Below are 5,882 nucleotides of genomic sequence, written 5' to 3'. Positions count from 1 at the left end.
GCGGCATTGCGTGCGCAGCGACGGGATGTGGGTTTGCAGGTCGCCGAGAAGATCCGGCGTGCAGGAATGGCCGAGTGCCGCGGGACGGCCGGCCTTCTCCCAGATATCGACATTGCCCGACAGCGTCGGATGGGTCGGCATGCGTACCCAGTCCGCCCGGCCGGCCTTGTGCAACAGATCGCCCGGCGAACCTGACGGCAGATGCCCGGTAAGCAGCACCGGAAAACCGGAATGGTCGGCACGCGGCAAGAGGCGCGACGATGGGCCGGCTTCACCCATGCCGTCATCCGCCAGCAGCGGCATGGACGGCAGGGGATCGGCATCGGTCCAGTCGGCTGCGTCTTGCAGGCGGCGGCGCAGCAACGTTGAAACGCCCGGCAACAGGGCTGCCGTGGCGCCGATCTGCGCTTCCAGGGACGAGCGCATGCCGGCATGGATGGCGAACGGCCCTGGCAAGGCCGCGATCAGCTCCAGCGACCGACCCGAGAGCGGCGTCGGCAAAAGACACCCGCCCGAATGCCTCGCAACCCATTGCGAGATTTCGCGCGCACGCGCCGCCCCCGGCACCGGATCGGCGCCGTAGGAGGCATCGAGGACAAGCAGGTCGCAGTGCGGGATCGTGTCCATGACGAAGACATTGCTGTCCGGCACCACATCGGCGGAATAGGCGACGCGGCTCTCGCCATCCTCCACGGCAAACCAGACGCCGCCCACGACATGCCCGGAGCGTCCCGTCCGGATCGTGAGGTTGCCGCTGTCCAGCGTGTCGCCCGGCTCGAACAATTCGACGGGGTCTTCGGGAAAAGGAAACCGCCTGAAATCCTCGGGCTCAGCATAGCCCGCGAGCGTGGCAGGCGCCTCGTCGCGGGTCTCGGCGGTCATGAAGATCGGACCGGCATAACCGCGCGACAGCAGCCAGCTCAGCGCGCCGATATGATCCTCATGCGCATGCGAGACGAACAGCGCATCGATGTCGGCAACCGAACCATCCAGCGCCGGATAGTAGTCCGCCCCCGAGGCGCCGACCTTGATGCCGACGTCGAGCAGGATGCGATCCTTGCCGCTGCTGACAGCAAGGCTGGTGCGGCCCTTTTCGCCAAAGCCGCCGAGCAGGTCGAGCATCATCACTATGCCGCCCCCGCCGCCGGGATCAGCCAGCCGGAGCGTATCCGCAGGCGTGCCTGGGCTCCGCTCTCCAGCGCGACCGGATCGGGCTGTTCGAAATGCAAGGTGAGGTCGGGATTGGTCGAAGGCGTGAATTCGATGCGCGCCGAGCCACCCTGGTAGATCACCCGCTTGACCAGACCATCGAAGCCGGGGCCATCCGGCGACACGTCGAGATCGGCCGACCGGCAGCAGACCTTTGCCCCGGTTCGCGGCCGCTCGCCTGGCCGGCAGCGGACAATCAGTTCAGCGCCGAGAACGCGGACCTTGCAGTGCCCTCTTTCTTCCGCGCTCAACACATCCGCAGGCAGCAAAATGCCCTGCGAAATGAAGGAAGCCACCATTTCATTTGCCGGCTCATGATAGAGTTCGCGTGGCGTCGCCAGCTGGGCAAGACGCCCGCCATCCATCACCGCGATCCGATCGGCCAGCGCCATCGCCTCGGCCTGGTCATGGGTGATGTAGACGATCGTCGTGCCGGTGCGCTTGTGGAAGGACGCGAACTCGTCCTCCATCGAAGCCCTCAGATGCACGTCGAGATTGGCCAGCGGCTCGTCGAACAGAACCAACGAGGGCGCGGCGACAAGGCAGCGCGCCAATGCCACGCGCTGGCGTTGGCCACCAGACAGATTGGCCGGCCGACGCTCGCCCAGCCCTTGCAGATTGACCAGGGCGAGTGCGTCTTCAACCTTCTGGCGCGCGACGGCCTTGTCGAGCTTCGCCACCTTCAGCGAATAGCCGATGTTTTCGGCGACCGTCATGTGCGGCCACAGCGCGTAGTTCTGGAAGACGATGCCGACGCGCCGCTTTTCCGGCGCGACGCTGCCGCCCTTGCCCGACACGACCTCGCTGCCGATACGGATCTCGCCTGACGTCACCTTCTCGAATCCGGCAACGAGCCGCAGCAGCGTGGTCTTGCCGCAGCCGGACGGCCCGAGCACTGCCAGGAACTCGCCGTCGCCGACATCGATCGATACGTCCTTGACGGCATCGAAATTGGCGAAGCTCTTGGTCACATTGTCCAGGCTCAATCGCGCCATGGCAGCACTCCGGTCGGAAGGTAGGGGGCAAGCAGATTGGTCACCAGCATCAACAGGAAAGTGACCGCCACAGTGATGACGGACATCGCCGCCGCATAGTTGGAATCGCCGCCCTGCTCGAAGGAAAACATCACGACACCGATCGTCTCCGACCCGGACGACCACAGCAGCGCCGAGACGGTGAGTTCGCTGAGCGCCGTCATGAAGATCAGTAGCCCGCCGGCGATCGCCGCCGGTGCCACCAGCGGAAAGATGATCGTGCGCATGCGCGTGAACAGCCCGGCGCCGGCCACTTGCGCCGCCTCCTCCAGCGCCCGGTCGATCTGGTGATAGCCGCTGATGGTTGGCCGCAGCGCCAGCACCAGGAAGCGGGCGAGATAGGCGTAGAGGATGATCCAGACGGTGTTGTAGAGCTGGATGCCGGTCAGCGGGATCGGCCGCAGGAACATGAGCAGCGAGGCGATCGCCAGCACCACGCCGGGCAAAGCATAGGGCAGTTCGACCGACAGATTGAGCAGCCGCACCCAGCGCTGCTTGCCCCAGGCGATCAGATAGCCGATCGGCACGGCGACCAGAACCGCGAAGAAGGCCGCCGCGATCGACAGCCAGAAGCTGTTGAAGAAAGCCCTACTGGCGGCATCATGCTCGAACAGCACGAAGCGATAATTGTCGAGCGTCGCCGTCTTGGCGGTGAGCGCAATGCCGTAGCCCGGCACCAGCGATGTCAGAACCAGCCCGAACAGCGGCAGGACCAGCACCACGATGATCAGCAGCCACATGCCGGCCTGCACGGCGGGCCGCCAGCGGCCGAGCTCATAGGGCTCGGCCGAAAGCGACGTGGAACTGATGCGATAGTCGCGGCGGCGGCTCATGATCTCCTGGGCAAGGATGCCCGCCATGGCGATAATGCCGATCAGCACCGACAGGAACGCGGTTTCGCCGAGCACGGCGGGGCCGCCGCCGGCCAGCTTCTGATAAATCAGCGTCGGCAGCACGAGATAGTTGGCGGGAATGCCGAGAAAGGCCGGAATGCCGAAATTGCCGACGCATGAGACGAAGGCGAGAGCAGCGGCCGCCATGATCGACGGCGTCATCAAGGGCAGCACGATGGTGACCAGCACGGTGAACCAGCCGGCGCCGCCCGCCCGCGCGGCTTCGACCAGCTCGCGCGGCAGCTTGCGCAGCCCGGCGCGCACCAACAGGAAAACCAGCGGCCCATACTGCACGCCGAGCAGCAGGATTATGCCCGATGTCGAATAGAGCGGGTTCCTCGTACCGAGCGGCGGTGCCGCCCCGAACAGCTTGAGGAACGGGCTTGCCGGGCCGAACAATTGCAGCCAGGCCAGCGCCGTCACCTGCGGCGCGATCAGCAAGGGCATGACGTAACAGAGCACCATGGCGCTGCGAGCGCGGATATCGGTCAGGGTGACGAGGACGGCCACCAGCGTTCCAGACAGCACCGCAAGCAGGGTGCCGCCGATCCCGACGACCAGCGTGTGCCAGGTGGCGATCCAGGTCGCCGGACTGGTGAGCCCCGCCTTTATCGCGACGGTCGACAGCGTGCCGCCGGGCGCCACGATCTCCTTGATCAGGCGCAGCATCGGCAGCACGGAAAGCAGGACGATGACGATGGCTACCGCCGCCGTCAGGACCATTTCCTGGCCCCGGCTTTCCCTGATCCGTGTTGACATGATTGCGTTTCCTGGGGTCGATCAGCCGAGGCGATCGGGGTTTTGCCCGTCAGGGCTACCGCTGGGACGGCACCCCTGACTGGATTGCCGGCTCAGCCGCCGAACAGTTCCGAGAACTTCGCCTTGTCGGCGTCGGTTTTGGCGACGATTGCCTTGGTGTCGAACGGCATCACCTTGACCTTGACGCCTTCCGGCAGCCATTCGGGGCGGCCGACCGAGGCGCGCGCCGGCAGATAGCCCATCGAAAGCGCAAGCTTCTGGCCGTCATCGGAAAGAATGAAGTCGACGAACTTCTTGGCGCCGTCGACATTCCTGGCGGTCTTCATGATGGCGACCGGTTCGGTCACTGCCGGCACACCTTCCGAGGGGAACACGAACTCGACCGGGGAACCCTTCTTCTTGGCGTTCATCGCCATGAAGTCGACCAGGATGCCATAGGGCTTTTCGCCCGATGCCACCGACTTCAGCACCGCACCATTGCCGCGCACGCTGACGGTGTTGTTGGTCTTCAGCTTCTGGAAGAAATCCCAGCCATAATTGGCGTCGCCGACGAAGCCCGAAAGCAGGTAGGCGGCGGCACCCGAATAGAGCGGGCTCGGCATGACCAGGCCATCGGCATAGGCGGGCTTGGCAAGATCGGCCCAATGCTGCGGCTTCTCGGTCGCAGCGGTGTTGTAAACGATGCCGGTGGTGATCAGCTTGCTGCCGAAATAGGTCTTGTCGGCGTCATAGGCATCCGCTTCGATGCCATCGAGCTTTGCCTCGGGATAGGGCAGTAGCCGGTCGTCCTTCTTCAACAGCTCCATCGAGACCGCATCGGCGATCAGAAGCACGTCGGGCTGCGGGCTGCCGGCGGCAAACTCGGCCGCCATCTTGGTCAGGATGTCGCTCGTTCCGGAGCGATAGATATTCACATCGATACCCGGCTGCGCCTTCTTGAAGGCATCCACGGTCTTGGCCGCGTCGGCTTCCGGCTGGGACGTGTAGAGCGTCAGTGTTTCGGCGTTTGCCACGCCGGCAAACAAAGTTGCCGCGAGTGCCAGCTGGCTGGCCAGCAGCTTGATGAAGTGCGTCTTCAATGAGACCTCCTGTCTTTCTGTGCATGACCGGTCCGGCTCTGGCCGGCTCCCCGTCTCTTCCTCCCTGCACGGCGCATATGACTGGTGGATGACACAGCGCGTGAAACCCACAAAATATGTTCATATGTATGATGTCAATTACAAATGAACAGAAATGTGCGACAATCGACACGCCGCAGATCCGGCATCAGTTGACATCCGGCCGGTATTTCCTTGATGAGCACCGGTCAGGCCACGGCTCATGAGGGACAGGAACCGATGACCACAGAAAAACCAAGACAGGCTCGCCTGCCGATGGTCTCGTCGGACCTTACCGTCAAGACGGCATGGCTCTACTATGTCGAAGGTTTCACCCAGGAACAGATCGCCGAAAAGCTCGATGTCTCCAGGGTGAAGGTCATGCGTACGCTGGCCTCCTGCACCGCCGAGGGCATTGTCGTCACCATGATCAACGCGCCGACCGCCGGGCAGGTGGCGCTCGAGCGGGAGCTGGAAAAGCGCTGGGGTCTGAATGCTGCCGTCGTCATCCCGACGCCTTCGGCGCATGACCATCTGGAGAAGGCCATCGGCCATGCCGTCGCGGCCTATCTCGGCGAGCAGATGCAGGACGGCATGACACTGGCCATCGGTGGCGGCGCGACCCTGCATGCCAGCCTCGGCTTCCTTGCCCGCCGGCAGTTAAAGCATGCCTGTGTGGTGGCGCTCGTCGGCAGCCTGCCGCACTCGCAATGGATCAATCCATCGATAGTTGCTGCCAAGGTCGCCGATGTCTTCGAGGTCGACAGCTACCAGATCACCGCGCCGGTCACGGTCGACAATCCCTCGCTGCGCGATCTCCTCTGGGCACAGCCGACCCTGCAGGATGTGCGCCAACGCGCGGCCGCCGCCGACATCGCCCTGCTCACCGT

5 protein-coding genes are annotated in these 5,882 nt (G+C 64.3%); 1 reads left to right on the top strand and 4 read right to left on the bottom strand.

Annotated elements, in window-relative coordinates; all coding sequences use genetic code 11:
- The 4 genes from EN914_RS21355 to EN914_RS21340 form a co-directional block, all read right to left on the bottom strand.
- Positions 1–1,125, bottom strand: a 1,125-nt coding sequence (locus EN914_RS21355) for an MBL fold metallo-hydrolase (RefSeq protein WP_127389242.1), incomplete at its 3' end; no start/stop codon positions are given.
- Positions 1,126–1,127: 2 nt separating this feature from the next.
- Positions 1,128–2,204, bottom strand: a complete 1,077-nt coding sequence (locus EN914_RS21350; protein ID WP_024503711.1) for an ABC transporter ATP-binding protein — start codon at positions 2,202–2,204, stop codon at positions 1,128–1,130.
- Complete coding sequence (locus EN914_RS21345; protein ID WP_024503710.1) at positions 2,192–3,895, bottom strand: iron ABC transporter permease; 1,704 nt, start codon at positions 3,893–3,895, stop codon at positions 2,192–2,194. Before EN914_RS21345 ends, EN914_RS21350 begins: the two co-directional genes overlap by 13 nt.
- A 92-nt stretch (positions 3,896–3,987) precedes the next feature.
- The gene (locus tag EN914_RS21340) at positions 3,988–4,974 is read right to left on the bottom strand and encodes an ABC transporter substrate-binding protein (RefSeq protein ID WP_024503709.1); all 987 of its coding nucleotides are present in this window, start codon (positions 4,972–4,974) and stop codon (positions 3,988–3,990) included.
- A 258-nt stretch (positions 4,975–5,232) separates the two neighbouring features.
- Here EN914_RS21340 and EN914_RS21335 point away from each other — a divergent pair.
- Positions 5,233–5,882: sugar-binding transcriptional regulator (locus tag EN914_RS21335; protein ID WP_127389241.1), on the top strand; the 650-nt coding region annotated here is incomplete at its 3' end.

It is taken from the genome of Mesorhizobium sp. M7A.F.Ca.CA.001.08.2.1, from assembly GCF_003998455.1.
In the GTDB taxonomy this organism is placed as follows: Bacteria; Pseudomonadota; Alphaproteobacteria; order Rhizobiales; family Rhizobiaceae; genus Mesorhizobium; species Mesorhizobium ciceri.
This window is presented reverse-complemented; position numbering and strand designations above follow the sequence as displayed.

Coding starts and splice junctions, on each gene's coding strand:
- EN914_RS21345 (WP_024503710.1), bottom strand. CDS start 3,895: ATGTCAACACGGATCAGGGAAAGCCGGGGCCAGGAAATGGTCCTGACG.
- EN914_RS21350 (WP_024503711.1), bottom strand. CDS start 2,204: ATGGCGCGATTGAGCCTGGACAATGTGACCAAGAGCTTCGCCAATTTC.